We start from the raw sequence: 26,292 nt of genomic DNA, 5'->3' as shown, positions 1-26,292 counted from the left end.
CAAGTCCGGGACATGGATGCGTCCGGCACGGTCGAGTACGAGCCCGCGAGCGTCAAGGAGCTGCTCGCGGAGATGAAAGACACCGCGGAGCTGCTCATCGACCTCTCGTACTCGGCGGTCCTGCTGGGGAGCGACGAGGTCGCGGAGGAGGTGCTCGTCCTCGAGGAGCGGATGGACGTGCTCCAGCTCCGGGCGCGGATGAGCCTGCTGATGGCCTCGCGGAGCACGGACGACGCAGAACAGCTGGCCCCTGTCCTCGGCGTCGTCGGCGCGGCTGAGAAGATAAGCGACGCCGCGGGCGACATCGCCAAGATCGTGCTGGAGGAGATCGGCCTCCCGGACGCGATGCGCGCGGCGCTGCCCGACGCCGTCGAGACGCTGGTCCGGGCGACCGTCCACGAGGACAGCGAGTACGCCGGCCGGACGCTCGGCGGGATCAACCTGGAGACCGAGACGGGCGTCCGCGTGATCGCGATCCGGCGCGGCGGGGACTGGCTCCTGAACCCCGACCGGGAGACGACGGTCCGGGGCGGCGACGTCGTCCTCCTTCGCGGCCCCGACGACGGCATTCACACCGTCTACGCGACGGCCACGCGAGAGGCGTACTCGCCGCCGGAGACCGAGGGCGCGGGCATCGAGGACCTCGACCGCGCCGTCGACTCCATCGTCCTCATGAAGAACATGAGCGAGCTCGCCGTCGACCTGGCGTACGGGTCGGTGCTGTTCGACAGCGAGGACGTCGCGGCGGAGGTCGCCGAGCTGGAGGCGGAGGTCGACGCCCTCCAGTCCCGCTTCGAGGCGTGGACCCTGCGGGCGGCCTGCCGGGTCGACGACCCCGTCTCCCTGCGGGGGCTCGTCCGGTTCGGGGCGAGCACGGAGGAGATCAGCGACGCCGCCCTTGAGATCTCGGAGGGCGTCCTCCGCGGCATCGGCGGCCACCCGGTCGTCGCCGAGGCGGTGCTCGAGAGCGACGAGGTGATCGTCCGGTACACGGTCGAACCCGGCAGCGACCTCGACGGCGTCACCCTCGGCGAGCGCGAGGTCAAAACCGAGATCGGGACCCGGATCATCGGCGTCCGGCGGCCGACCGACGGCGAGGCGGAGGACGACTGGGTCATCTCGCCCGGTCCAGACACCCGGCTCCGGGGCGGGGACGTGATCCTGGCGAAGGGCACCCGCAGCGGGGCGGAGCGGCTGGAAGCGCTGGTGAGTTAGCGCCGCCGCGGCGCACCCGCCGACTACCGGTCGGCGTCCGCGTCGCCGCGGACGCGCCGCACCGCCGAGACGAGCGTCAGGACCGTGACGAGCAGCATCGCGGTCGTGACCGCCACGACGAACGCGAGCAGGAGGAAAAGCAGCGGCGAGCGCCCGCGCGCCGGCACGCCGGGGAGCACGGCCGGCGCGACGACGAAGAAGCCGTAGACGGCGACCGCGAACAGCGCGCCGACGGCGGCGCTGACTTTCGCGTGCCGGCCCGCGTTCAGCGTCTGCAGGAACTGCACCATCGGCGGCCGGTCGGGGGCGTCGTCGGTCACGGTCGGAACTGCGTGTTCGAGCGCCAAATCGGCGTCGTTCCGGCCGAGCGAAAGCCGAACCCCTAAGGCGTCCCACACCTACCTTCCGTCAATGACGACGCTGGGAACAGCGAGCGCGGGCCCCGGAGAGGCGGACACGGGGCGACTTCGCGTCGGCGAAACCCGCGACGGCAGTCCGGCCGAACTGCCCGTCGCGGTGGTGAACGGGGCCGATCCGGGGAAGACGCTGTACATGCAGGCGGCGAGCGACGGCGACGAACTCAACGGCGTCGGCGTGATCCAGCGGACCGTCCCGCGGCTCGACCCCGTCGAGATCGCCGGCGAGATCCTGATCGTCGGGATCGTCAACTACCACGCGTTCCAGGTGGCCGAGCACCGCAACCCGATCGACGACACGAAGATGAACCGGGCCTACCCGGGCGACGAGAACGGGACGTCGAGCGAGCGCATCGCCGCCGCGACGTTCGAGGCCGCGACGCGGGCCGACCTCGTGCTCGACCTCCACCAGGGGTCGACGAGCCGGATGCTGAACGAGACGCGGGTCCGCTGTGGTACCCGCCACCGGCTGCACAAGGAGTGTCTCGAACTGGCGAAGGCCTTCGGCTGCGGCTACGTTCTCGACCAGAAGGGCCCGGACGGTCAGCTCGCCCGGGCCGCGCCCGACGAGGGGATCCCCACCGTCGACCCCGAGCTCGGCGGCTCCGTCGGCTGGGACGAGGAGAGCATCCGGACCGGCGTCGAGGGCGTGTTCAACGTGCTTAGACACTACGGCTTCCTCGACGGCTCCGCGGCGCTCGAACCCCAGACCCGCGCGGGCGGCTTCGACCAGTTCGGCTCGCCCGTCGGCGGTCTGGTCCGCTTCGAGCGCGACCTCGGCGAGCGGGTGACCCGCGGCGACACCCTCTTTACCGTCACCGACGCGTTCGGCCAGGAGAAAGCCGAGGTGACCGCCGACGGCCGCGGGATCTTCTGGCGCTCGCGCCGGCTCCCGCAGGTCGCGACCGGCGAGTACGTCTGCTCGGTCGCCACCGACGTCGACGAGTACTGACGCCCGCGACACCGACTTCCTACCATGCCCACCGACCTCCACTGCCGCGCTTGCGGCAACGAGTACGACGCCGGACCGGACGAGCCGTGGCGCTGTGACTGCGGCCACGCGCTCGACTTCGCAACCGAACCCCGCCCCGACGGCAGCCCGCCGCCGTTCGCCAAGCTCGACACGCGGCGGGGGCTCTGGACGTTCTTCGAGTTCCTGCCAGTGAGCCAGCGGGTGACGCTGGGCGAGGGGTTCACGCCGCTGGTCGACGCGCCCGACTGGGACGCCCAGTTCAAGCTGGAGTACGTGTTCCCGACGGGGAGCTTCAAGGACCGCGGCGCGACGACGACGCTCTCCCGCGCCGCGGAGCTCGGCGTCGACACCGTGATCGAGGACTCCTCCGGCAACGCCGGGGCCGCCATCGCGACCTACGCGGCGCGGGCCGGCCTCGACGCCGAGATCTACGTCCCGGACGACATCAAGCAGTCCAAGCTCGTCGCCATCCAGCGCGCCGGCGCGCGCCCCGTCCGCGTCGAGGGCGGTCGCGAGGCCGTCACCGCGGCCTGTCACGAGGCGGTCGAAGCGGGCGAGGGCTGGTACGCCAGCCACGCCTGGAACCCCGCGTTCTACGCCGGGACGATGACGTTCGCCTTCGAGGTGGCCGCCCAGCGCCAGTGGTCCGTCCCCGACGCCGTCGTGCTGCCGCTCGGCCACGGGACCCTCTTTCTCGGCGCGTACCGCGGCTTCAAGGCGCTCCGGGAGGCGGGGGTCACCGAAGAGATGCCCCGCCTGCTCGGCGCCCAGGGCACCGGCTACGCGCCCTTCGCCGCGGCGCTGCAGGAGAACCGCCCGGAGGAGGAAGCGCCCGGCGCGCACCTCACCGCGGCGCTCGACCGCGAGGAGGAGCCGGCGGCGGCCAACGAGATCGTCGACGGCATCCACATCCGCGACCCCGCCCGAAAGGACCAGGTGTTCGACGCGATCGAGGCGACAGACGGCGACGTCGTGGCGCTCGACGGGGACGCCGTCGAGGGGACGCTCGACCGCCTCCACCGCGCCGGCTTCTACGTCGAGCCGACGAGCGCCGTCGCGCCCGCCGCGCTGCAGGAGTACCGCCGCGAGGGCGTCGTGACCGAGGACGACGACGTCGTGGTGCCGCTGACCGGGAGCGGCATGAAGACGATCTGAGCCGGACAGAAGCGCCCCCGTCCATTCTCGCGGACCGGTCCGTTGCCCCGAGCGCTCGCGAGCGCCGGCACCGCTACAGGGTGCAGTGAACGGACGCGGAGCGAAAGCGGTCGTCGCGGAAAAGGGAACGGTCGTTAGCGGGTGAGCGCCTCGGCCATCCGCTGCGGGAACCCGAGCACGAGTTCCTTGAGGCTCATCGCGCTCTCGTCGGCCCGCAGGTAGGCGCGGATGCGCTGGCTGAACAGCTCGATGGTCAGGATGAGGGTCATGATGACGAAGATGGTCGCCATCATGTTGGTGAAGTTGAACAGCCCCTGCTGGACCTTGAGCACCTGCCCGAGGCCGCCGCCGCCGATGACGCCGAGGGTGACGGCGATCCGGACGTTGATCTCGAAGATGTACAGCGTCCACGCGATGAACGAGGTGTGGACCTGACTCAGCATGCCGAACGTGATGATCTGGCGGCGGTCGCCGCCGGTGGTCCGCATCGCCTCGATCGGACCGTCCTCGATCTCCTCCAGTTCGTCCGTGAACAGCCGACCCAGGTTGCCGATCGTGTCGGTCGCGATCGCGAGCGTCGCCGTCGTGGGGCCGAGCCCGCCGAGCGGGACGTAGATGAGCGCCCACACGATGGCGGGGATGGCGCGGATCGAGCTCATGACCCCGCGGAACAGGAAGTTGAACGGGAACGGCGTCACGCGACCGCTACCGAGCACGCCGAACAGCAGGGCCAGCGGGAAGCCGATGACCGTGCCGGCGAAGCCCATCGCGAGCGTGATGTGAGCCTCACCGAACAGGTTCCGGGCCTCGACGAACTGCCAGTACCGACCCACGTCGAGAAACGGGAGCGCGCCGAAGTACGTCGTCACCGGGAAGAAGTCCTGCAGAGCCTCGAGGAAGTTCGGGAAGTACTTCTGGAGCTCCGCCATGTCGAACTCGACGGCCGAGAGCGAGAAGTCGAAGACGAGCAGGACGCCGACGATCAGGACGAGGTATCCGACCGCGCGGACCCGCCGGGAGCGCTTGATGGCGTCGAACCGGGACTGGATCCGTCCCTCGGTGTCGGTGCTCATCCGGACACCTCCGCGGCGGGGTCGTCGTCCTGCCGCGCGAACATCCCCTCGGTGTCGATGTCGCCGTAGATCTGGTCGACCACGTCCAGCGAGAAGTCCTCGCGGTAGCCGTCGAACACGACCTCGCCGTTCCGGAGGCCGATGAAGCGCTCGCCGAACTTCCGGGCGAGGTTCACCTGGTGGAGGCTGACCAGCGCGGTCAGGTCCCGCTCGTCCGCGGCCTGTCTGAGATAGCCCATCACGCGCTGGCTACTGGCGGGGTCGAGGCTTGCGACCGGTTCGTCCGCGAGCAGCGTGTCCGGCTGCTGGACGAGCGCGCGGGCGACGCCGACGCGCTGTTGCTGGCCGCCGCTCATCTGCCCGGCGCGCTGCTGGGCCTCGTCGAGCATGCCGACCGTCTCCAGCGCCCGGAGCGCCTCCAGCTTGTCGTCGTGGTCGTTCAACTGAAAGATGCTCCGCAGGTAGCCCGTGCGGCTCAACGCGCCGGTGAGGGCGTTCGAGTACGCGCTCAGCTGTCCGATGATGTTGTGCTGCTGGAAGATCATCGCGATGTCGTCCCGCGGGTCGGCGACCACCTTGCCGTCGACGGACACCGTCCCGTCCGACGGCGTCGTCAGACCGTTCATACAGCGAAGCAGCGTCGACTTGCCCGACCCCGACACGCCGAGAACGATGACGAACTCGCCCTCGGGGATCTCGAACGAGACGTCGTCAAGCGCCGTCACGTCGGCGTAGTGTTTCGTCAGGCCGTCGACTTTGATGTGACTCATTCTGTCAGGCGGTTACGAGAGATCGCTGAATTCGAGGCCGAGTTCGTCCATGACCTGTTGGATCGGTTCGTAGTCGTCGAGCGAACCCTCCTCGATACCGGTGAACCAGAGCGACTCGCCCTCGTAGTCGTCGCCGTGTTCGAGGTCCTCGGGCTCGGCGTTCAGGATCGCCTCCTCGACGTCCTGGCGGATGTCGGCGTCCCAGGCGCTCCGAGACATCAGCGGGGCGCGCGGGAGCGGGTCAGAGACGGCCAGCAGCTGGAGTTCGGGGTCCTCGGTGCCGGCGCTCTCGTACTCCGCGGAGATGTCGGCGAAGTCGTCGGACATCTCGTCGAACTGCTCCTGCGGGACGTGCGCGGCCGTAGAGAACGCGCCGGTCGCCGCCGCGGCGACGTCGTCGCGCTCCATCATCTGGTCGCGAGCGGTCGTGTGGTCGCTGTTCTCGACGTTGAAGTCGGCCGCGTCGCCGTCGGGGGCGTTGCCGATGTCGAGGCCCGCGTTCTTCAGCATGACCAGCGGCACCAGGCTCCCGCTCACCGAGAGGATGTCGGACATCGACACCGTCTCGCCCTCGAGGTCGCCGATTTCGTCGACGCCGCTGTCGGGCGTCGTGGTGATGAGCGAGAAGTACCGCGACGCGCCGTACGCGACGCGGACCCCGATCACGTCGCCGACGTCGGATCCCGCGATGGCGGCCGAGGGCGACGTGTCGGCGATGTCCGCCTGGTCGTTGCGGATCGCCTGCAGCGTCGCCGTGTAGCTGTCGGCCCGCGTCGCGTCGATGGTCGCGTCCGTCTCCGACTCGATGTGGTCGAACAGCGGCTGGTACTGTTTCTTGATTTCGACGTCAGACTCGGCCGGGTTCAGCACGAACCGAACGGTGTTGTCCGAGTCGCCGCCGTCGTCGCCGTTACCGAACAGGCAACCGGTCAATCCGACGGTCCCCGCAGCGCCCGCCGCCTGCAGGAACCGACGACGTGTCCGCGAAGTATTGTATTCAGGCATACACAACGGTAAAGCGAAACGGGGTAGTTAAACCTAATTATAATAATCGACTACTGAGGTATGTTTCCATATATACTTCTTATATATCTATATAGTCAGCTCCGCCGCTCTTCCGCGTCCCGCGCCGCCGCCAGCACTTCGTCGTGGATCAGGTCGTTCGAGACGACCAGTCCCTTGCTGTCGTGTCGCCAGCTGTCGCCCTCGACGTCGGTCGCCGCGCCGCCCGCCTGTCGGACGAGGTGGACGCCGGCGACGGTGTCCCACGGGTTGCCGTAGATGTTCGAGAACAGCCCGTCCAGCGCGCCCGCCGCGACGTAGCCGAGCGACAGCTGCGCCGAGCCGTAGCGCCGGAGGTCGGCGAACCGCTCGACGACCCCCTCCGCGGCGGCGGCGTACTCGTCGCGGCGGTCGAAGTCCCACCACAGCGTCGGCGCGACGGTGCTGACGGCGGGGTCGTCGCGATCGCTGACCGACACCGGGTCGCCGTTGCGCCGCGTCGTCCCGTCGACGGCGACGAACTCCTCGTCGGTCGGCGGCGCGACCGTCGCGGCCGCGACCGGCTCACCGTCGACGACCGCGGCGACGCTCGTACACCAGAACGGGATTCCCCGAACGAAATTGTTCGTCCCGTCGATCGGGTCGACGACGAAGGCCGGCCCCTCGTCGGGCACCGTCGTCGGTGCGCCCTCCTCCTCGCCGACGATCGTGACGTCCGGGTAGTCCGCCCGGATCGTCTCGATGACGCGCTCCTGCGCCTCTCGGTCGGCTCGCGTCACCACGTCCGTGTCGCCGTCTTTCGTCTCCACGGCGACGCCCGTTCGGAAGTAGTCGGCGGCGACGTCTGCACCCTCGCGCGCGGCGCGGACGACGACGTCTCCTCGGTCGCTCTCGGTCATGCCGGAGTGCGCTCGCGCGGATCGGATATGTACATCGGTTTTTTGTCACCGCTCCGGATGCGTCGGCGCGTCGAACCCACCTCGTACCAACGGTTTCGCGACCACCTTTTTCCGCGTCGGGTTCGCTCGCTCTGCTCGAAAAACGTGGGCGAAAAAGCCGGAGACTCGGTCGGCCCTCCCTCGTCTCCGGTGAAACACCGTACTCACCGCTCCGGATACGTCGGCGCGTCGAACCCACCTCGTACCAACGGCTTGGCGATGTGGCGCCGAGCGCAGGGCGGCACCTCGTACCACCCGATTTCGAGGTCGCGCTCCACCCGCCGCTCGACCTTGCCGTCGGCCGCCGTCTCGCAGTCCCGGCACCGATAGCCCTGGTTCCGGCCGGCGCTCTCCATCGACCGCCCGCAGTCGGGGCAGTCCGGCGTGACCAGTTCCGTCTCGTTCAGGTCGCGGACGGCGAACTTCTCCAGTTTGAGCGTGCCGTCGGCGACCTCGCCGCAGGCGGTGATCCGGTCGCCGGCGCGGAGCGCGCGGACGCGGTCGCGGAACCGTTTTGTGGGTTCGAAGGCGGCGCAGTCGAGGGCGGCGTCGCCGTCTTCGAGCGTCAGGAAGACGTGGCCGCCCTCGCGGGTCTCCGGGGGGGACGCGACCGTCCCGTCGACGCGGTAGGACCGGCCGTCGCGCACGTCGGCGAGGGCGGCGTCGCGGAGGTGGGCGTCGGTCCCCTGATTCGCGCGAAAAAGGGCCGCCGATTCGACCGGTTCGCTCTCGATGCTCTCGGCGACTTCGCGGACCGTCTCGGGGTCGTCCCCGCGGATCCCGTGGAGGATCGGGCCGGGCGTGCGCGGGACGCAGACGGCCTGACCCTCGGCGCGGTCGACGGTGTCCCACGCGTCGGGGTAGGCCTCGTCCGCGGCCGCGAACACGGAATCGTAGTCGACGTCGCGGGGGGTCCCTCGGGCGTCCGGGTAGCGATAGGAGATGTACTCGTAGGTCCACTCGGGGACGGCGCGCCACGCGCCGACGGCGGCGAGCGCGCCGACGGTGCCGCGGGCGTTCTTCCACCCGGCGCGGCGGTAACCCTGGGCGTCCGAGAGCGCCGTCGCGTCCTCGATATCGTGGTGGTCCCGCATCGCCTCGCGGGCGAAAGCGGCGACCGCGTCCGGCACCGCGTCGGGGTCGCCGGGCGCGACGACGAGGCCGGGGTTGGTGTTCTCGTCCGCCGTCTCGGCCGCGCCGTCGAGTTCGTCGCGGGCGATCTCGAAGGCCTCGCCGGGGTCGACGTCGGCGTGGATCGCGAGCGCCGCGTTCCCGCGAGTCTTGTGCTGGACGGCGGGGTTGAGGCGGACGAGGAGCAGGCGCTCGACGTCGCCGCCCGCCGCCCGGATCCGCTCGGCGACGGTGTGGGCGACGTAAGTCGTGCACTGCCCGCGCTCGCGCGAGTCCGTGTCGTCGATCCCGATGACTGCCATCGCCCACCGGTAGGCGCCGGGGGAGTGTAACAGCTTTCGGGACCCCCGCGAGTATAAGAAACTACCGCCACGATTCGGACCAAACCGCAAGAGGGAGCGGGAGTACGGCCGACGCAACGCCTATATGCGATGAGTGACTTACCTTAGGGTATGTCCCGGTCCGCTCTAGTCGGCAACGTCACCGCTATGCTCGAAGACGCCGGCTTCACGGTGAGCGACCGGTGCGCGATCCGACCGAAGAGCTTCGACGTGGCGGCGCGCCGGGGGCAGGATCTGGTGCTGCTGAAGATCCTCGCGAACATCGACGCCTTCGACGGCGCGACGGGCGCGGAGATGCGCCGCCTCGGCACGTACCTCAACGCCACGCCGATGGTTGTCGGGCTCCGGACGCGCGACGAGGACCTCAAGCCCGACGTCGTCTACTTCCGGCACGGCGTCCCCGTCCTCAGCCCCGACACCGCGATGAACCTGTTCGTCGAGGAGGTGCCGCCGCTCATCTACGCCGCGCCGGGCGGCCTGTACGTCAACATCGACAGCGACGTGCTGGCCGACGAGCGCGAAGAGCGCGGCTGGAGCCTCGGACAGCTCGCTTCCGAGCTGGGCGTCTCCCGCCGCACCGTCTCGAAGTACGAGGACGGCATGAACGCCTCCGTCGAGGTGGCGATGGAGCTCGAGGACATGTTCGACGCGCCGCTTACCAGCCCGGTCGACGTGCTCGAAGACGGCGCGGAGGAGGTCCGCGACGCCGACCCCACGCCCGACGACCCCGAGGCCGACCCGGACGACGAGCGCATCGTCGCCGTCATGACCCGCGCCGGGTTCGACGTCCACCCGACGCTACGCGCACCGTTCAAGGCCGTCAGCGAGGACGACGACGACAGCGGCGAGGGGACGGTCCTGACGGGCCACTCCGAGTTCACCCGCACCGCGGAGAAGCGCGCCCGCATCATGGGCTCGCTCGGCCGCGTCACCCGCACCCGGTCGGTGTACTTCGTCGACAGCGCCAAGCGCGACTCCGTCGAGGGCACCGCCATCATCGAGCGCGACGAGGTCGAGGAGATCCGCGACGCCGACACGCTCCGCGACCTCATCCGCGAGCGCTCCGACGGCGAACCGGCCTGACGGGCGGGGCTGCCGTGCGTCGGCCGGACGAAGCTTTTGTGACACCGCGACGAAGTCTAGTCGATGGACCGACCCGAAGTGCTGGTCGCCGTCGGCGATCCCGAACACGTCGAGCAGCTGGTCCGGACCGCGAGCGACCTCGCCCGGGTCGTCGGCGGCGGCGTCCGGATCGTCAGCGTCGTCGTCAAGTCCCACGACTCCCCGTTCGGCGTCTTCTCCGACGAGACGATCGCCGACCGGTACTCCGGGGACAGGCGTGCGTTCCTCGACCGGGCGTCCGACGTCGTCCCGGACGACGTCCCGGTGGAAGCGGAGATCCTGGTCGCCCGCTCGGTCGACCGCGGCCTCCTGCGCGCGGTCGCCGAGACCGGACCGGCGGCCCTCCTGATCGGCTGGCGCGCCCGCGACCGACAGCGGTCCGGCGTCGTCCTCGGCACGAGCGTCGACGCGGTCCTGCGCCGGGCGACCTGCGACGTGTACGTCGAGCGCATCGGACAGCTCGCGAACGGCGTCGAGGCCGTCTTGCTACCCGTGGCGGGCGGCCCGCACGTTCGCCCGGCGGCGGTCATCGCCGGGGCCGTCGCCGCGGCTAACGACGCCACGGTGACGGTGCTTTCGGTGGCGGGGCCGGACGAAGACCACGAATCCGCCGCCGAACGGGTCGCCGAGGGCCGCGCGGCGATCGAGGCCGCGCCCGGCCCGGCCGTCGAGACGAGGACGGTCGTCCGCGAGGCGGCGGACGTCGAGGACGCCCTCGTCGACGCCGCCGCGGCCCACGACGTCGTCGCCTTCGGCGCGACGAGACGCGGCGCGTTCCGGGCGCGCCTGGTCGGGTCCGTGCCGCGGCGGGTCGCCGAACGGACGAACCAGACCGTGCTGCTCGCCCGCGCCGCGGAGGAGGCGGGCGGTCCGCTGCGGTCGCTGGTCGACAGGGTCCGGAGTTGGCGATGACCGTCACGTTCTGGGCGCTCGTCGGGCTCGCGACGCTCGCGGGGCTGTTCATGGCGTGGTCGCTGGGCGCGAACAGCAACTCGCCGCCGTTCGCGCCCGCGGTCGGGGCGAACGCCGTCCCGACCATGCGCGCCGCCTTTCTCATCGGCGTGTTCGCCGCGCTCGGCGCGCTCACGCAGGGCGGGAGCATCTCGGAGACGGTGGGGTCGAGCCTGGTCCGCGGCGCCACGCTCACGCCTATGGCCGCGACGGCGGGCCTGCTCACCGCAGCGGCCTTCATGACGCTCGGCGTCTACTCCGGCTACCCCATCCCGGCGGCGTTCGCGACCTCCGGGGCCGTCGTCGGCGTCGGCCTCTCGCTCGGCGGCGCGCCCGCGTGGGACACGTACCGCCGGCTCGGGACGTTCTGGCTCGCCGTCCCGTTCATGTCCGGCGGCATCGCCTACCTGACGGCGAAGCTGCTCCGGCGCGACGACGTGCCGGACGCGGTCGGCGTCCCGCTGCTCGCGGGGGTGGTCGCCGGCATCGTCGCGAACGTGTCGCTGGGGGTCGTCCCCTCCCCGACCGCGCAGGGCACCCTCGCGGGGTTTTTCTCCCGGCTGCTCGGCGAACCGGCCGTCGGCGGCGTCGCAGTCGTGGAGGTCGGCACGACGGTCGCCTTCGCGGCGCTCGGGTTCGCCCTCGTCCGCCGGCGGATGCTCGCGTCGGTCGACGCGGGGATCCGCACGTTCCTGATCGCGCTCGGGAGCGTCGTCGCCTTCTCCAGCGGCGGCAGTCAGGTCGGGCTCGCCACCGGGCCGCTGGAGAACCTCGTGCGGGTCGAACTCGGCCTCCCCGGGATCGCGCTGCTCGCGTTCGGTGCGACCGGCATCCTCGCCGGCGCGTGGATGGGCGCGCCGCGGCTGCTGCAGGCGACCTCCCGCGAGTACGCCCAGCTGGGACTGCGCCGCTCCCTCGCCGCGCTCGTCCCCGGCTTCATCATCGCGCAACTGGCGATCTCGCTTGGCATCCCGATCTCCTTCAACAACATCATCATCTCGGGCGTGATCGGCGGCGGGCTCGCGGGCGGTTCCGCCGGCGTCTCCCGGTCGAAGATCGGCTGGACGGTCGCGTTCTGGCTGATCACGCTCGTCGCGTCGACCGCGGTCGGATTCGGTCTCTACCGGCTGTTCGCCGCCGTCCTGGGCACGTCGTGACTACCGGACGACCGTCACCGTCACCGGGGCCTCGCCGACGACGGCCGTCGCGACCGTCCCCAGCAGCCGCCGCGCGACGGGGCGGCGCTCGCCGCCGTGGCTCCCCATGACGATCTGGTCGACGTCGTGGGACTCGGCGTACTCCACGACGACCGTCTCGGGGTCGCCCGTCTCGACGACCGTTTCGACCGTCCGCCCCGCCGCCTCCGCGCGGTCCCGGGCGCGCTCGACCAGCCGCTCGGCGCGCTCGCGTGCCGCCTCGCGGCGCTCCTCGTCCGGCTCTAGCACGCCGCCCTCGCTCATCGGCGCGTCCAGTGGGGTGACGACGTTCAGAACGGTGATCCGGCAGTCGTGGACCGCCAGCGCGTGGGCCAGCGCGTCGTCGGCCAGCGACGAGCCGTCCAGCGGGACGAGTACGTGCGAAGGCTCCATACGGACTGTTCGTCGGCGACCGACATGTATCCGGCCCCGCCGCGGGGCCGGACACCGTGACACGCCGCGACGGGGTTTTCCTGGCCTCGGCGCACTGAGACGTTCGCTTCCGGAGAGCGCCGTGCGCGGCTACCGGCGTCCTGACTGAGCGACGAGACCGCAAAACGAGAACCGCCTCAGGCCGCGCCGTCGCCGTACGTCTCTTCGAGGTACTCGACGATGTCGTCGCTCTCGGGCATCCCCTCGACGCCGTTCTCCTCGTCGACCAGTACGGGGACGCCGGTCTGGCCGCTGACCTCTTCGACCTCGGTGCGCTCGCTGTGGGAGCTCGGGACCATGTGGGACTCGTAGTCCAGGCCGAGCTCCTCCAGCTTGCTCACGACTTTCGCGCAGTACGGACAGCCTTCGAGCTCGTACAGTTCGAGGTTCGTCATACCCCTTCGTAGGGGACCCGTACAAAAAAGGGGAGCGATGGTGTGTGCCGCGAGCGCAGTACCGAGGCGACGAGGGCGGACGAGCGGCCTACAGCTGCCCCGTGAGGATGCCGCTCGTCCGGACGAAGAAGTAGACGACGAACGCGCCCGCGAGCGCCCACTGGCCGAGGGAGACGTCGCGCGCCTCGCCCGTCGCGGCCTTGACGACCGGGTAGCTGATGATGCCGGCGGCGATGCCGTACGCGATGGAGAACGTCAGCGGCATGATGATGATCGTCATCCCGGCGGGGACGGCGTGAGTAACGTCGTCCCACTGAATGTCCGTCACGTTGCCGAGCATGATGATCGCGACGACCACCAGTGCGATGTGGGAGGCGTACTGCGGGATGGCGGCCACGAAGGGGACGATGGCCAGCGACGCCAGAAAGAGCAGGCCGACGACCAGAGCGGTCATTCCGGTCCGACCGCCCTCCTCGATGCCGGTCGCTGACTCGATGTACGTCGTCACGGTCGAGGTGCCGAGGATGCCCCCGGCCGTCGTCCCGATGGCGTCCGCCATCAGCGGCCGGTCGATGTCCGGCAGGTTGCCGTCTTCGTCGAGGAAGTCGCCTGCCTGACCGACGCCGACGAGCGTCCCCGCGGTGTCGAAGAAGTCGACGAAGAAGAACGTGAATACGACCAGGGCGAAGGTGAACGCCTCGACGTTCTGGAAGCCCTGGAGGAACGCGCCGAAAAGCGGCGTGATGTCGTACTGGGCGCTCTGGAGTTCGGCGGGCGCGAGCACGCCCTCGCTCACGACGCCGCCGAAGGTCAGCGCCCAGCCGGCGGCCGTGGTGAGGAGGATGCCGAGGATGATCGACCCCCGGATGCCGTTGGCGTACAGCGCAAGCGTCACGAAGAGGCCGAGGACGGACAGCACCGCGACGGGGTCGGACGCGAGATCGCCGAGGGTGACGAGGGTCGCCGGGTCCGCGACGACGACCTGCATCGCCTCGAGCCCGATGAACGCGAGGAAGAGGCCGATACCGGTTCCGACCGAGAACTTCACCGGTTCGGGGAACAGCCGTATCACGTACTTGCGGGCGCCGATCGCGGTGAGGGCGATGAACAGCACGCCTTCCGTGACGACCGCCGCGAGGGCCGTCTGCCAGGGGACGCCCATCGCGCCGACGACCGTGAACGCGAAGAAGGCGTTCAGGCCGAGGCCTGGCGCCTGCGCGAACGGCCGGTTGGCGTAGAACGCCATGACGAAGATAGCCGTCGCGGAGGCGAGTATCGTGACGACCGCCAGCATCTGCTCGACCTCGCCGGGGGAGTACCCCTGAAGCGCGATCCCGTCCGGGAACCCGTCGTCCCCGGGCTGGTCCGTCATGATCGCGGGGTTGACGACGATGATGTACGACATCGTGAGAAACGTCGTGAGCCCCGCCAGTATCTCGGTCCGCAGGTCCGTGTCGTGCGACTCGAACTCGAAGTAGTCCGCTAGGCTTTCACGGAGTCCCATAATGCACGAGTGTGTGCCCTCGCTGACACGACTTAAGTATTACTACGGGTTGCTCGTTCCACGTTCGTGCGATCTACCGGCTATTTCGACCGCTACCGCCGTGCCGCGCAGAGGTTTAAATAGCGAGAGGGCGGAAAGAGAGACGAATGCACGTGGGGGACCTCCCCCTGGCTCCCGAGTTCGTCGAACACTACCGGGAGCGGGGGATCGACGAGCTGTATCCGCCGCAGGCCGCCGCCGTGGAGGCGGGCGTCGCCGACGACGGGTCCGTCGTCGCCGCGGTGCCGACCGCCAGCGGGAAGACGTTCGTCGCGCAACTCGCGATGCTGACCAGCGGGGGGACCTCGCTGTTTATCGTCCCGCTGCGGGCGCTCGCGACGGAGAAGTACGAGGCGTTCCGCGACCTGCCGGGCGTGAGCGTCGGCATCGCCACCGGTGACTTCGACTCGCGCGACGAGGAACTCGACGAGCACGACGTCGTCGTCGCCACCAGCGAGAAGGTGGACTCGGCGATCCGCAACGGGGCCGAGTGGGTCGAGAACGTCGGCTGCGCCGTCGTCGACGAGATACACCTGCTCGACTCGCCTGACCGCGGGCCGACGCTCGAGGTGACGCTCGCGAAACTCCGCCGCCTCACGCCCGACCTCCAGGTCGTCGGCCTCTCGGCCACCGTCGCCAACGCCGACGAGGTGGCCGACTGGCTGGACGCCGAACTCGTCACCTCGGACTGGCGGCCGGTCGACCTGCGGACCGGCGTGTACGCGGGCGGGGCGATCACCTTCGAGGACGGGGACGCCCGGCCCGTGCCGACCGAGGGCGACGCGCCGACGGTCGCGCTGGTCCGCGACGCCGTCGCGGAGGGCGGGCAGTGCCTGGTGTTCGTCAACTCCCGGCGGGCGACCCAGGACCTCGCGCGGGACCTGGCCGACGAGGAACTACCCGTCTCCGCCGCCGAGGCCGACCGCGCCGCGGCCGCCGAGGAGATACGGACCAGCGCGACGACCGGCACCGGCACCGCCCTGGCCGACTGCGCCGAGCGCGGCGTGGCCTTCCACCACGCCGGTCTGCGCTCGGAGCACCGGACGGCGGTGGAGAGCGCCTTCCGCGACCGCGACCTGTCGGTCATCGTCGCGACGCCGACGCTCGCGGCGGGGGTGAACGTCCCCGCCCGCCGGGTGGTCGTGCGCGACCACCACCGCTACACGGACGACGGGGTGCAGTCGCTCCCCGTGCTGGAGGTCCACCAGATGTTCGGCCGCGCGGGGCGTCCCCACCTCGACCCGTACGGCGAGGCGGTGCTCGTCGGGGACGAGGACGACGCCGCCGACCTCCGCGAGCGGTACATCGGCGCGGAGCCGGAGGCGATCAGCTCGAAGCTCGCCCGCGAGGACGCGCTCCGCACGCACGTGCTCGCGACCGTCGCCAGCGGCTTCGCGGACTCCCGCGAGGACCTGATCGACGTGTTCGAGTCGACGTTTCTCGCCCACATGGACCCCGACGCGGACCTGGCGAGCGTCACGGACGACGCCGTCGCCTACCTCGACGACGCGGGCATGATCGACGACGGCGACGACCTCGCGGCGACGGATCTCGGCGAACTCGTCTCGCAGGTGTACGTCGACCCGCTGACCGGCGCGGACGTGCTCGCCGCCATCGAGCGCGCGACCGAGATGGACCGGGTCACGTCGCTCACCGTCCTCGAACTCGTCTGCGACACGCCGGACATGCGCGGCTCCTACGTCCGCAACAGCGAGGCCGGCCGCCTCACGCAGTTCGCGATGGACCGCGAGGCGGAACTCACCAAGCCCGTTGCGGACTTCGACGGCGACTTCCAGGCGTGGCTCGGGTCGCTCAAGACCGCCCGGATGCTCGACGACTGGGTCCACGGCGAGGACGCCGAGGTGCTGTCCGAGCGCTACGGCGTCGGGCCGGGCGACATCCGCCGCACGGCCGAGCGCGCGGAGTGGCTACTGAACGCGACGGAGTCGCTCGCCGAGCGCGTCGAGGACGACGGCGACGTGACGGCGACGATACGGGAGACGAGACAGGAGCTCGGCCGCAGGCAGCCCTAGAAGCGGGTCAGCGCGCCGACCGGCGCGTCGGTCCGCTCGCTGGCGCGGGCCACGCCCTCGTCGCCGACGGCGATGAGCGCGAACACGCCCCCGATCTCCGCGTCGGCGCGGTCGGCGATGTCGAGCAGAAGCTCCTGGGTCTCGCCCGAGCGGATGAGGTCGTCCACGACCAGCACCGTCTCGCCGCTCTCGATGGCCGAAGCGGGCAGGTAGTAGGTGAGTTCGATGCCCGACTGGAGTCGCTGGCGCGACTCGATGAACTCCTCGACGGCCGTCTCCTTGGACTTCTTGGCGTACGCCGAGCGCGCGCCGAAGTAACTCGCCATCGCCGCGGCGAGCGTGATGCCGTCCGTCGCCGCGGTCAGCACCACGTCCGGCCGCTCGAACTCGAACGCGCCGGCGGCGACGGGGGCGATGAGGTCCAGCAGCGGCTGGTCGAACACGATGTCGGAGTTGTCGACGTACCCCTCCTCGTCGACGCGGACGCGCTCCTCGAGTTCGCGGGCCAGCGCGTCGCGGCCCACGCCGTCGACCACCTCGCGGGCGCGCTCCGCGCTCGGGAGGACGTGCCCGTTCACGTAGCGGTTGAGGTCGCCCGCGGGGAGCCCGGTCAGCTCCGCCAGTTCGTCGTACGTCCGCGTCTCCTTCAGCATCCGCAGCACCGACACGGCCTGCAACTGGAGGGCGGCTTTCTCTGCGCGGTTCATGTCGGATATGCACGATTCCGCAACAATGAGTATTCCGGTATACGGTACGCGAGAAATACCCACAGACGTGTGTCTACCACGGCGCGAGCAACTTGCCGCGAGACGGGACGGTACCGCCGTCCGCGGATCAGGGGTGACGGGGGCGGATCAGTCGTCGAGGAAGTCCGGGTCGGCCCGGCGCTCGTCGACCTCCGCGCGGAGGTGATCGCGGAACGCGTCGATCTCGACGTCGTACTCCTGGCGCTCCTTGCGGTCGCGCACGGCGATGTTGCCATCCGCCTCCTCGTCGTCCCCGACGATGATCTGGTAGGGGACGCGGTCGTCGTGGGCCGCGCGGATCTTCCGTTCGAGCGTGGAGTCGCGGTCGTCGACCTCGACGCGGAACTCGTCGAACTCGTCGGCGACCTCGCGGGCGTACTCCATGTTGGCGTCGCTGATCGGCAGGACACGGACCTGCTCGGGGGCGAGCCAGAACGGGAACTTGCCCTCGAAGTGCTCGATGAGCACCATGAAGAACCGCTCGTAGCTCCCGTACAGCGCGCGGTGGATCATCACCGGGCGGTGCTCCTCGTTGTCCTCGCCGACGTACGAGAGGTCGAACCGCTGGGGCATGTTGAAGTCGAGCTGGACGGTGGGGCCGTCCCAGGTCCGGCCGATGGCGTCCTCGAAGCCGAAGTCGATCTTCGGGCCGTAGAACGCGCCGTCGCCCTCCTCGATCTCGTACTCCATCTCGCGCTCCTCGAGGACGGCCTCGAGCTGGGACTCCGCTTTCTCCCAGATCTCGTCGCTCCCCACGCTCTTCTCGGGGCGGGTGGCGAGGCTCACCTCGTACTCGAGGTCGAACGTCGACAGCACCTCGTCGATCATGTCCATGATCTGCTCGACCTCGCTCTGGATCCCCTCGGGGCGGACGAACAGGTGGCCGTCGTCGATGGTGAACGCCCAGACGCGGGAGAGCCCGGAGAGCTCGCCGCGCTGCTCCTTGCGGTACACCTTCCCGTTCTCGGCGTAGCGGATCGGCATGTCGCGGTAGGACCACGAGCTGTCGTCGAAGATGGTGGCGTGGCCCGGGCAGTTCATCGGCTTGAGGCCGTACTCGTCGTCGCCCACGTCGAAGATGAACATGTCGTCCTGGTAGTTCTCGTAGTGGCCGCTCTCCTGCCACAGGTCGGTCTTGAACACGTGGGGCGTCTCGACGTACTCGTACCCGGCGTCGAGGTTGAGCGACTCGACGAACGACTCCAGCTCGCGCAGGATGGTCTTGCCCGGCGGGTGATACAGCGGGAGGCCCGGCCCGGTGACGTCCTGGATGGAGAAGAGGTTCATCTCCGAGCCGATCTTCCGGTGGTCGCGGCGCTCGGCCTCGCGCTTGCGTTCGAGGAACTCCTCGAGGTCGCTCTCGTCCTCGAAGGCCGTGCCGTAGATGCGGGTCTGCATCGGGTTCTCCTCGTCGCCGCGCCAGTAGGCGGCGGCGATCTCGAGCAGTTCGACCGCGCCGACCTCGCCGGTGGACTCGACGTGCGGGCCGGCACAGAGGTCCTCCCACTCGCCCTGCTTGTAGAAGGTGACCGTCTCGCCGTTCTCGGCGAACTCCTCTAGGAGTTCCAGCTTGTACTCCTGGTCGGCGAGTCGCTCGCGGGCCTCCTCGATCGAGACCTCCTCGCGCTCGATCTCGTAGTCCTCGGCGACGATCTCCTCCATCTCGGCCTCGATGCGGTCGAGGTCGTCCTCGTCGACGTCGAGGTCGTCGAAGTCGTAGTAGAAGCCCTCGTCGGTCGGCGGGCCGATGGCTAGCTGCACGTCGTCGTAGAGGCGCTCGACGGCCTGCGCCAGACAGTGCGCGGCGGAGTGGCGCAGGACTTCGAGGTAGTCGTCGGAGCCCTCCGTGACGATCTCTATCTCCGCGCCGTCCTCGTAGATCGGTTCCTCCTTGGCGACGAGTTCGCCGTCGACGCGGCCGGCGACGGTGTCGCGGCCGAGGCCCGGGCCGATCTCGTAGGCCACGTCCTCGACGCTCGCGCCCCTGTCGACGGAGAGTTCGGAACCGTCCGGTAGTACGACTGCGATCTGGTCTCGGTCTGAGTCTGCTTCCTGTGACATTGGTTACACCCCTGGCTGGTCGGTGGTTGCCAGCGAGAGAATCGACAGGTGTCTGTAGTTAGAAGCGGGCGAACGCCCGGCCTGTAAAGTGGACACCTGCCATCGTGCTCCCACCTTCGCGTGGGGAGTGAAAAAGCGTTGCGATGCTGTGTGGGCGTCTCACGGTCGCCGGACTCGCCCCGCCTCTCCCGCAGCCGCGGTTAGTCGCGCTCGGCCAGCAGCTCCTCGGCGGTGACGAGCGCCTCCAGTTCGACGCCGTGGTCGGCGAGGTTCTCCGCGCCGCCCTCCTGCCGGTCGACGACGACCAGCACGCGGTTGACCGTCGCGCCCGCGTCGCGCAGCGCCTCGACGGCATCGACGGCGCTCTGGCCCGTCGTGGCGATGTCCTCGATGACGACGACCTCCTCGCCCTCGTCGAGGCGGCCCTCGATGAGGTTCGCCGTTCCGTACTCCTTCTGTTGCTTGCGGGCGATGACGTAGGGACTGCCGGCCTTCACCGCAGTCACCGCTACGAGCGGCACGCCGCCGAGCGCGACGCCGCCGAGTTTCGCGTCGCCGACCCGCTCGGCGAACGCCGCCGCGATCAGGTCGAGACACCGGGGGTCCGTCTCGAAGAGGTACTTGTCCACGTAGTAGTCGCTCGTACCGCCGTGTGAGAGCTCGAACTCGCCGAACTTCACGGCGTCCGCGTCCCGCAGCGCCTGGATGAGGTCCTCGTCGGCCATACGCGGAAACGCGCGTCGGCGGGGCTTAAGCGCCGTGGAACGGAGCGAGCCAGAGGTACAGAAACGAGCGGCCGGGAGCGGGGCGCGAGCCATCGCGGCGGGCGTCGCGCGACTCGCCGGAAGACGCTTTGCGTCTTCCGAATCCGCACTCACTTCGTTCGTGCGGACGGGGAAGGGCAGGCGGTCTCTGAGAGCATCCGAGAGCGAAGCGAGCGGTTCCCCGGGCACGACCGGCGGGAGTGCCCGGACTTTGTGGCCGAGCTTTTTGCCGCGAGTGGTTCGCCCGCTTCGCGGGCGAACCCGAGCGGGAAAAAGGTCGTCGTCAGTCGTCGTCGTTCACCGCGCCCTCGATCACGTCGATGGGGATGCCGCGGTCCTCGCGGTCGGAGTCGCCGAAGCCCGCGGAGAGGATCCGGGTCAGCGCGTCCTCGACGCGCTCGTCGGTCTCGGTGATGTTCTCGGGGTCGACCTCGATGACGAACCCGGTGGTGATGTTCGGCGACGTCGGCAGGAAGATGATCTCGCGGCCGTCCTCGGTCACGCGGCCGGTCTTGAACGCCGTCATGCGCATGCCCGGCACGGGTTCGAGCTTCACCGGCGTCTGCAGTTCCTCGGTGCCGCCGAGGGCGGTCTCGGCGGCCATCTTCGACGCGTTGTACACCACGCGCAGCCCCGGCACGCGGTTGGCGAGGTCGTCGACCGCGGCCTCGAAGAAGCCGCCGACGGCCGTACGCATGAGGTAGCCGACCGCGAACACGAGGACGACGAACACGGAGAGGGTGACGATCACCCGGATGAGTTCGGCGGTGCGGGCGCCCTCGATACCGAAGCTCCTCAGCAGTTCCGCGCTGACGATCCCCTGCGGCGTGACGGAGGCGACGAGACCGTAGATCCAGGTGATAACGTACGCGCTGATCAGCACCGGGACGAGAACGACGAGCCCGCTCGCGAAGTCACGCTTCCAGGAGGCCATGTATCTCACCATTGAGATAGAGGGCTGATTAGCCCTTTCGTTTCACCCGGTGAGGATCGCACGGAGGGCGAACAGCACGTTCTCCTTGCGCTCCATCACCCGGCGGTAGAAGTAGGAGAGCCACTTCTCGCCGTAGGGGACGTACTGCCACACCTCGTACTCCTCGGCGAGTTCGAACTGCGCGTCCTCGCGCACGCCCATCAGCATCTGTATCTCGAAGTCCGTGCCGAACTCCTCGTGGAGGTCGCGGGCGTAGTCGATCATCTCGGGGTCGTGACTCCCGACCGCCACCCCGCTGTCGTAGTGCTCGAAGGCGTACGCGAGCAGTTCGCGGTACGCGTCGTTCACCCGCGTCTTGTCCGTGTACGCGACCTCGGCCGGCTCGTCGTAGGCGCCCTTGACGAGGCGGATCTTCCCCGGAACGTCCGCGAGGCGCTCCACGTCGTCGCGGGTCCGCTTCAGGTTCGCCTGCAGGCAGACGCCGACACAGCCCGGCTGCTCGCGGGCGAACTCCTCGTACGCGTCGAGCGTCGCGTCCGTCGTCGTGTGGTCCTCCATGTCGACCCAGACGAAGCAGTCGTGCTCGCCGGCCCGTTCGACGATCGCTTGCAGGTTGTCGCGAAAGGTCTCCTCGCCGACGTCGAGGCCGATCTGGGAGGGCTTGACCGAGATGCAGACGTCCCCGTCCGCCTCGGCGACGTCGTCGAGCAGCGCCAGGTAGGCGTCGCGGTCCGCCGCGGCCGGCCCCGGAGCGTCGTAGTGCTCGCCCAGCAGGTTCAGGATCGTGCCCACGTTCCGGTCGTCCAGTCGCCGCGCGTGGTCGAGCGCCGCCGCCGGCGTCTCGCCCGCGACGAACTTGCTCGCGATCGGCGGGATCATATCCGGGCGTTCGGCGGGGGGGCTTTTAATCCATTACAAATCGCGCCGTCGGGGACGACCGCCCGACGGAAGTGAGCGAGGGCGACCGCCCAGCGTCGCCGACGAAACCACGGACGATTAAGACCCGGGGAGTTCTGTCGGCGCGTATGGAGATAGTCGACGCCATCGTCCTCGCGTTCTGGGTCATGTTGCCCGCTTACGTGCCGAACAACGCCGCCGTGCTGGCCGGCGGCGGCCGCCCCATCGACGGCGGCCGGACCTGGGGCGGCCGGCGGGTCCTCGGCGACGGCAAGACCTGGCGCGGGACCGCCGTCGGGACGCTCGTCGGTGCCGCGCTCGCGCTCGTCCTCTCGGCGGTCGCCGGCGACGTCGGGAGCGCCATCGGGGTCGACCTCCCCGCGTTCCCGCCCTTGGCCGTCCTCACCCTGCCGCTCGGCGCGATGCTCGGCGACATCGGCGCGTCGTTCCTCAAGCGCCGCACCGGCCGCGAGCGCGGCGCGGCGTTCCCCGGCCTCGACCAGCTGGACTTCGCTGTCGGCGCGCTCGTCCTGACCTTCCTCGGCGCGCCCGGCTGGGCGATGGACACGTTCACGCTCCCCGTGCTCGCCGTCATCTTCGTCCTCACGCCCCTGCTGCACGTGTCGACCAACGTCGGCGCGTACTGGCTGGGACTGAAGAACGAGCCCTGGTAACGACCTTGCTCCTCCTCGGGTCGCCGAAGGCGACCACCGCAGCGTCCTCGGCGCTGCGACGAGAGTAGCGAGGCGGCAAAGGCGCCTCGGACCGTGCAAGCGGGCCGGCGGCCCGCGGGCAGACGACGCAGTGATTTTGGTCGAGCTTTTGCCGAGCCTCGCGAACGTGCCGGCCCGCGGCCGGCCGTTCGCGTCGCGTGGTTCGAGACGGCTTCGCCGTCTCGTCACTGAGCCGAGCGAAGCTCGGCGAGGTCCAAAAGAGCGCACAGCGCTCTTTTGAAGATCGCGGAAATCGCTTTGCGATTTCCGAACGACAGCGCAAAGGTCGTTAGACGAACGTGAACCAGTCCTCGTACCCCTCGGTGGGGCCCTCGACGATGTCGAAGAAGCGCTGCTGGATCTCCTCGGTCACCGGGCCGCGGGTGCCGGAGCCGATCTCGACGTTGCCGACCTGCCGGATGGGGGTGACCTCCGCGGCGGTGCCGGTGAAGAACAGCTCGTCGGCGGTGTGGAGCTCGCCGCGGGAGATGGTGGCGTCGTCGTGGACGGTGTAGCCGAGGTCCTCTGCGACCTCGATGACGCTCTCGCGGGTGATGCCGTCGAGGATGCTCTGGGAGAGGCCGGGCGTGTACAGCTCGCCGTCGCGGACGAGAAAGAGGTTCTCGCCGGGGCCCTCGGCGACCTGTCCCTCCTTGTTCAGGACGATGGCCTCGGTGTAGCCGTTGCGGCGGGCCTCCTCGCCGGCGAGCATGCTGTTGACGTACAGCCCCGTCGTCTTCGCGTTCGTGGGGATCTGGCTGGAGGCGTGCTTGCGCCACGAGGAGACCATCACCTCGACGCCCTCTTCCAGCGCCTCCTCGCCGAGGTAGGTGCCCCACGGCCAGCAGGCGATTGCGACGCGGGTCGGGCAGTCCTTCGGGCTGACGCCGAGGCTGTTGTAGCCGTAGAAGGCCAGCGGGCGGATGTAGCAGGACTGGAGGTCCTGCCGGCGGATGAGCTCCAGCGTCGCCTCGGTGAGCTCCTCCCGCGAGAAGTCGATGTCCATGTCGTACGGCTTCGCCGAGTTGTAGAAGCGGTCGAGGTGCTCCTCCCAGCGGAAGACGGCGGGGCCCTGCTCGGTGTCGTAACAGCGGACTCCCTCGAAGATGCCGGTGCCGTAGTGCAGGCCGTGGGTCAGGACGTGGATCTGGGCGTCGTCCCAGTCGACGAACTCGCCGTCCATCCAGATCGTGTCCACGTCCATGTCCTCGAAGCTCATACGGGGGGAAATGGCACCCACCCTAATGAGTGTTCACGGTTTTCGATACTGGACGTTTCGACCGAGCGCAGCGGCGAGAGCTACCCCAGGCGCTCGACGAGGGCCGACCCCTCGACGTAGGGGAAGCCGTTCCGGCGGGCGTACTCGCGGGCGTCGGCAGGCGAGAGCGCCTGCCCGGTCTCGTCGTCCAGCATCTCGCAGACGACGACGGCGGGCGGCCGGTCCGTCGCGGCGGCGAGCGCGAGGCCGAGTTCGGTGTGGCCCTTGCGTTCGTCGAGGAGGCGCGGCGCGGCCTTCAGCAGGTGGACGTGGCCGGGCGAGCGGAACGTCTCGGCGAAGTCGTCGGCGTCGAGTCGGTCGGCGCCGTCGGCGGCGGAGGCGAGTTCGGAGATGGTGAGCGCCCGGTCCTGGTCCGTGATGCCGGTGTAGGTGTCGCGGTGGTTGACCGTCAGCGAGAACGACGAGCGCTCGTCGTACGCCAGGTCGTGGTCGGTCCCCGCGGGGTGTTCGATCGTCTCGGCGGCGAAGGGGAGGTCGAACGCCTCCGCGACCTCGTGGGAGAGGGCGACGCAGACGAGCCCCCCGGCGTCGTTGCGCATGCGCGCGACGTCCTCCGGCGTCACGACGCCCGCGGGGTAGACGAGGTCAGTCTCCCCCTCACGGTCGGCGAAGTCGTGGACGAGCACGGGGCGGCCGGCGCGGAACGCCTCCACGGCGTCCGCCACGTCGTCGGCGGTCTGTCGGGTCATCTCAGGCCCCCTCGACGCGAACGGTGACGTGGTCGCCGTCCGCCAGCCCGAGCGCCTCCCGGAGCTTCTCCGGGGCGATGATCTCGAGTTGGTCCTCGTCGTGGTGGGTCCGCTCGGGGGCGACGATGTGGCACTCGTCGTACGTCTCGTCCTCGGCGGTCTCGACCGACGCGGGGTAGCAGACGGCCGGGCCGTAGGTGCGCTCCTCGTCCTCCCAGCCGTCGATCGGCACCGGGTCGAGCGACGCCATCGCCGAGCGCCGGCGGACGCTCGCGTCGGTGAGGTCGACGTTCAGGGTCCCCGCGAACGGCTCGTACTCCAGGCGCTCGACGAACTGCTCCATGTACCCCGGCAGGGAGATGTAGTGCCGGCCCTCGCCCATCCCGCCGGTGACCGTGCCGTCGAGTTCGACGCCGCTGTCGGTCTCGAAGATGCGTCGGTAGTCCTCGTACTCGCCGCGGAGGGCGCGCTCGCCCGCGTCGGTGATCGCGATCCACTGCCCGTCGGAGACGGTGTCTCGCTCGACGAACCCCTCGTCCTCCAGTCGCTGGAGCCGCCGCGACGCCGTCTGGTTCGAGGCATCGAGCCGGTCCGCGAGCCCGGAACAGGTGGTCTTCACCTCGCCGTCGAGGCCGCCGTCGAGCGCGAGGAACTTCAGCACCGCGAGTTCGTCGTGACCCACCGCGAGCGACGCTGCGTCTGTCATAGTCGACACTAGCCGAGCGGCCGCCATAAGCGTACCGAATATGGAACGCGTTCCAGAATTGGAACGTAAAGAAACGGAACGAGAGTTGTCTCTCGGTAGGGACGCGGCGCCCCTAAACGCATCGGTTCAAGCGGCCGGGAGAGATGCCCCGCGGCCCATCACGGCGCGTCGCGGAGCACGTTCGGAGCGTCTCGGCACCGGGGGGCGGGCCTCGCTCAGTCCTGTCCCGTCTCTATCTCGACGCCCTCGAAGGTCACCTCGACGGGTTCGGCGTAGCGGTCGCCGTTCTCCTCGTCGTGGCGCATGAACTCGGGCGGGTCGACCTCGACGGAGATGTCGTACTCGCCGTCGCCCGGAACCTCGACGTTCGTCCCGTAGTGGTGAAGCCCTGGGTGCCAGATGAACGGTACCTCGAACGGGCCGACGTCATCGCCCTCCTCCGGCGAGAGCGTCGCCCGCACCGTCAGTTCCGGAACGAACCGGCCGTCGGCGGCGTCCGTCACCGCGACTTCGAGGTGGCAGTTCTCCTCGTCCGGTTCCGTCCACTCCAGGTCGCCGTCCCCCGTGGGCGCGTACATCCCCTCTGCTTCCTCCTGCGCGAACCCGACGACGTAGTCGTCGACGGTCGTCAGGTCGCCGGTCTCCGCCACCTCGTCGATCATGTAGTCCAGCGACCGGGTGTACGCCTCGCCCTCCTGTTTCGCGAGCTCTAACTGCCGTTCGTCGACCTCGTCGCTGGTGGTCTTCTCGCTCATGGCTCGGCCGCAGTACGACGGACGGCGGCAAAACGGTCCGGACCTGTCATACGGATTGCTGT

At 69.7% G+C, this 26,292-nt stretch carries 26 protein-coding genes; 8 read left to right on the top strand and 18 right to left on the bottom strand.

Features of this window, described 5'->3' with window-relative positions:
* Positions 1–12: 12 nt before the first annotated feature.
* Positions 13–1,215 carry a potassium channel family protein gene (locus D8670_RS05140; protein WP_121817004.1) on the top strand — a complete coding sequence of 401 codons (1,203 nt, stop codon included), beginning with the start codon at positions 13–15 and terminating at the stop codon, positions 1,213–1,215.
* A 23-nt stretch (positions 1,216–1,238) separates the two neighbouring features.
* Here the strand turns inward: D8670_RS05140 and D8670_RS05135 are convergent, their stop codons facing one another.
* Positions 1,239–1,535 (bottom strand): DUF7536 family protein, encoded by a 297-nt coding sequence (locus D8670_RS05135; RefSeq protein ID WP_162994195.1) that lies wholly within the window; start codon positions 1,533–1,535, stop codon positions 1,239–1,241.
* Positions 1,536–1,626: 91 nt separating this feature from the next.
* Here D8670_RS05135 and D8670_RS05130 point away from each other — a divergent pair, with 91 nt between their 5' ends.
* Together D8670_RS05130 and D8670_RS05125 are read left to right on the top strand one after the other, a co-directional pair.
* A complete protein-coding gene (locus D8670_RS05130) occupies positions 1,627–2,583 on the top strand; it encodes a succinylglutamate desuccinylase/aspartoacylase family protein (RefSeq protein ID WP_121817003.1) in 957 nt (318 codons plus the stop codon).
* Positions 2,584–2,607: 24 nt separating this feature from the next.
* Entirely contained in the window at positions 2,608–3,759 is a 1,152-nt protein-coding gene (locus D8670_RS05125) for a pyridoxal-phosphate dependent enzyme (RefSeq protein ID WP_121817002.1), read from the top strand.
* 134 nt (positions 3,760–3,893) lie between these two features.
* Here D8670_RS05125 and phnE read toward each other — a convergent pair whose 3' ends face one another.
* The 5 genes from phnE to D8670_RS05100 all read right to left on the bottom strand — a co-directional run bounded on the left by phnE (position 3,894) and on the right by D8670_RS05100 (position 8,975).
* Positions 3,894–4,832, bottom strand: a complete 939-nt coding sequence (gene phnE / locus D8670_RS05120) for a phosphonate ABC transporter, permease protein PhnE (protein WP_121817001.1) — start codon at positions 4,830–4,832, stop codon at positions 3,894–3,896.
* Positions 4,829–5,602, bottom strand: a complete 774-nt coding sequence (phnC, locus tag D8670_RS05115; RefSeq protein ID WP_121817000.1) for a phosphonate ABC transporter ATP-binding protein — start codon at positions 5,600–5,602, stop codon at positions 4,829–4,831. Before phnC ends, phnE begins: the two co-directional genes overlap by 4 nt.
* Positions 5,603–5,614: 12 nt before the next feature.
* Complete coding sequence (locus D8670_RS05110) at positions 5,615–6,607, bottom strand: PhnD/SsuA/transferrin family substrate-binding protein (RefSeq protein WP_121816999.1); 993 nt, start codon at positions 6,605–6,607, stop codon at positions 5,615–5,617.
* Between the two features lie 95 nt (positions 6,608–6,702).
* Complete coding sequence (locus D8670_RS05105; protein ID WP_121816998.1) at positions 6,703–7,503, bottom strand: inositol monophosphatase family protein; 801 nt, start codon at positions 7,501–7,503, stop codon at positions 6,703–6,705.
* Positions 7,504–7,706: 203 nt separating this feature from the next.
* Positions 7,707–8,975, bottom strand: a complete 1,269-nt coding sequence (locus D8670_RS05100) for a tRNA(Ile)(2)-agmatinylcytidine synthase (protein WP_121816997.1) — start codon at positions 8,973–8,975, stop codon at positions 7,707–7,709.
* 150 nt (positions 8,976–9,125) lie between these two features.
* Between D8670_RS05100 and D8670_RS05095 the strand changes: the two genes are divergently transcribed.
* The 3 genes from D8670_RS05095 (at position 9,126) to D8670_RS05085 (ending at position 12,244) form a co-directional block, all read left to right on the top strand.
* On the top strand, positions 9,126–10,097 hold the full coding sequence (locus D8670_RS05095; RefSeq protein WP_121816996.1) for a transcriptional regulator: 972 nt from the start codon (positions 9,126–9,128) through the stop codon (positions 10,095–10,097).
* Positions 10,098–10,160: 63 nt separating this feature from the next.
* The gene (locus tag D8670_RS05090) at positions 10,161–11,048 is read left to right on the top strand and encodes a universal stress protein (protein WP_121816995.1); all 888 of its coding nucleotides are present in this window, start codon (positions 10,161–10,163) and stop codon (positions 11,046–11,048) included.
* The gene (locus D8670_RS05085; RefSeq protein WP_121816994.1) at positions 11,045–12,244 is read left to right on the top strand and encodes an inorganic phosphate transporter; all 1,200 of its coding nucleotides are present in this window, start codon (positions 11,045–11,047) and stop codon (positions 12,242–12,244) included. Before D8670_RS05090 ends, D8670_RS05085 begins: the two co-directional genes overlap by 4 nt.
* Here D8670_RS05085 and D8670_RS05080 read toward each other — a convergent pair whose 3' ends face one another.
* The 3 genes from D8670_RS05080 to D8670_RS05070 all read right to left on the bottom strand — a co-directional run bounded on the left by D8670_RS05080 (position 12,245) and on the right by D8670_RS05070 (position 14,614).
* The gene (locus D8670_RS05080) at positions 12,245–12,676 is read right to left on the bottom strand and encodes a universal stress protein (protein ID WP_121816993.1); all 432 of its coding nucleotides are present in this window, start codon (positions 12,674–12,676) and stop codon (positions 12,245–12,247) included.
* Positions 12,677–12,852: 176 nt separating this feature from the next.
* Positions 12,853–13,110, bottom strand: a complete 258-nt coding sequence (locus D8670_RS05075; RefSeq protein WP_121816992.1) for a glutathione S-transferase N-terminal domain-containing protein — start codon at positions 13,108–13,110, stop codon at positions 12,853–12,855.
* A gap of 88 nt (positions 13,111–13,198) precedes the next feature.
* Positions 13,199–14,614 carry an NCS2 family permease gene (locus D8670_RS05070; protein ID WP_121816991.1) on the bottom strand — a complete coding sequence of 472 codons (1,416 nt, stop codon included), beginning with the start codon at positions 14,612–14,614 and terminating at the stop codon, positions 13,199–13,201.
* A 146-nt stretch (positions 14,615–14,760) separates the two neighbouring features.
* Between D8670_RS05070 and D8670_RS05065 the strand changes: the two genes are divergently transcribed.
* Positions 14,761–16,686 (top strand): DEAD/DEAH box helicase, encoded by a 1,926-nt coding sequence (locus tag D8670_RS05065; protein ID WP_121816990.1) that lies wholly within the window; start codon positions 14,761–14,763, stop codon positions 16,684–16,686.
* Here the strand turns inward: D8670_RS05065 and D8670_RS05060 are convergent.
* From D8670_RS05060 to D8670_RS05040, 5 genes are all read right to left on the bottom strand, one after another.
* Positions 16,683–17,393: a phosphoribosyltransferase family protein gene (locus D8670_RS05060; RefSeq protein ID WP_121816989.1), complete on the bottom strand. Its 711-nt coding sequence runs from the start codon at positions 17,391–17,393 to the stop codon at positions 16,683–16,685. The genes D8670_RS05065 and D8670_RS05060 overlap by 4 nt on opposite strands.
* 147 nt (positions 17,394–17,540) lie before the next feature.
* Positions 17,541–19,493 carry a threonine--tRNA ligase gene (gene thrS, locus D8670_RS05055; protein ID WP_121816988.1) on the bottom strand — a complete coding sequence of 651 codons (1,953 nt, stop codon included), beginning with the start codon at positions 19,491–19,493 and terminating at the stop codon, positions 17,541–17,543.
* Between the two features lie 200 nt (positions 19,494–19,693).
* On the bottom strand, positions 19,694–20,218 hold the full coding sequence (gene pyrE, locus D8670_RS05050; RefSeq protein ID WP_121816987.1) for an orotate phosphoribosyltransferase: 525 nt from the start codon (positions 20,216–20,218) through the stop codon (positions 19,694–19,696).
* A 322-nt stretch (positions 20,219–20,540) separates the two neighbouring features.
* On the bottom strand, positions 20,541–21,191 hold the full coding sequence (locus D8670_RS05045) for a DUF502 domain-containing protein (RefSeq protein ID WP_121816986.1): 651 nt from the start codon (positions 21,189–21,191) through the stop codon (positions 20,541–20,543).
* A gap of 42 nt (positions 21,192–21,233) precedes the next feature.
* The gene (locus D8670_RS05040; protein ID WP_121816985.1) at positions 21,234–22,070 is read right to left on the bottom strand and encodes a proline dehydrogenase family protein; all 837 of its coding nucleotides are present in this window, start codon (positions 22,068–22,070) and stop codon (positions 21,234–21,236) included.
* 146 nt (positions 22,071–22,216) lie between these two features.
* Here D8670_RS05040 and D8670_RS05035 point away from each other — a divergent pair, with 146 nt between their 5' ends.
* Positions 22,217–22,762, top strand: a complete 546-nt coding sequence (locus D8670_RS05035; protein ID WP_121816984.1) for a CDP-2,3-bis-(O-geranylgeranyl)-sn-glycerol synthase — start codon at positions 22,217–22,219, stop codon at positions 22,760–22,762.
* 328 nt (positions 22,763–23,090) lie between these two features.
* On the opposite strand, the gene D8670_RS05030 is transcribed toward D8670_RS05035, so the two are convergent.
* From D8670_RS05030 to D8670_RS05015, 4 genes are all read right to left on the bottom strand, one after another.
* Entirely contained in the window at positions 23,091–24,020 is a 930-nt protein-coding gene (locus D8670_RS05030) for a branched-chain amino acid transaminase (RefSeq protein ID WP_121816983.1), read from the bottom strand.
* 80 nt (positions 24,021–24,100) lie between these two features.
* Positions 24,101–24,769 (bottom strand): 3,4-dihydroxy-2-butanone-4-phosphate synthase, encoded by a 669-nt coding sequence (gene ribB / locus D8670_RS05025; RefSeq protein WP_121816982.1) that lies wholly within the window; start codon positions 24,767–24,769, stop codon positions 24,101–24,103.
* A gap of 1 nt (position 24,770) precedes the next feature.
* Positions 24,771–25,475, bottom strand: coding sequence for a DUF120 domain-containing protein (locus tag D8670_RS05020; protein WP_121816981.1), 705 nt, complete (start codon positions 25,473–25,475; stop codon positions 24,771–24,773).
* Between the two features lie 215 nt (positions 25,476–25,690).
* Complete coding sequence (locus D8670_RS05015) at positions 25,691–26,230, bottom strand: iron transporter (protein ID WP_121816980.1); 540 nt, start codon at positions 26,228–26,230, stop codon at positions 25,691–25,693.
* Between the last annotated feature and the right edge of the window lie 62 nt (positions 26,231–26,292).

The organism is Halostella limicola (assembly GCF_003675875.1).
In the GTDB taxonomy this organism is placed as follows: domain Archaea; phylum Halobacteriota; class Halobacteria; order Halobacteriales; family Natronoarchaeaceae; genus Halostella; species Halostella limicola.
This window is presented reverse-complemented; position numbering and strand designations above follow the sequence as displayed.